This is a genomic window from Sideroxyarcus sp. TK5 (assembly GCF_054601595.1).
The window spans coordinates 1-535 of sequence record NZ_BAAHSJ010000039.1 but is presented as its reverse complement, the minus strand read 5'-3'; the positions used below and the strand labels follow the sequence as shown (position 1 = coordinate 535).

Sequence of the window (535 nt, the reverse complement as noted above, 5' to 3'; positions counted from 1 at the left end):
TCGTTTCACAGGATGATGACGGAACCGTTAATGGTTGCGCGAGATTGTTGCCGACGGATCGCCCATATCTGCTCGGTGAGGTGTTTCCGCAGTTGCTCAATGGGCAGACCCAACCATCCAGCCCAGACATATGGGAGCTGTCCCGCTTTGCGGCTGTTGATTTTTCCAATCAAATGTCTTCCGCCATGGGGCAGTTCTCATCCGAGATTGCGGTGGAGCTTCTTCGCCGTTCGATTGCTTGTGCTGCAGAACATGGTGCTAAAGGCCTGATTACTGTATCGCCGCTTGGTGTAGAGCGCTTACTGAGGCGCGCCGGCTTCCGATCGCATCGCGCAGGGCCGCCGATGATCATCGATGGGCATCCAATCGTTGCATGCTGGATCGATGTATTGGCGAATATTGAAGGCTAAGGGTCATGGTAGCGAAGTGAAAAACTTCGCGATGCTGGTGACTGGAGTTGGGCGGAGTAAAGGCAAGCAGCCGAGTAAATCTACCTAAAGGTCCTGCTGATCAGTATTTTGACCATACCGCTCAG

1 protein-coding gene is annotated in these 535 nt (G+C 53.5%); it reads left to right on the top strand.

The genetic code is table 11. The annotated features are described in order from the left end of the window. Positions 1–410: acyl-homoserine-lactone synthase (locus ACYPYQ_RS13590; RefSeq protein WP_459724452.1), on the top strand; the 410-nt coding region annotated here is incomplete at its 5' end. Positions 411–535 lie beyond the last annotated feature (125 nt).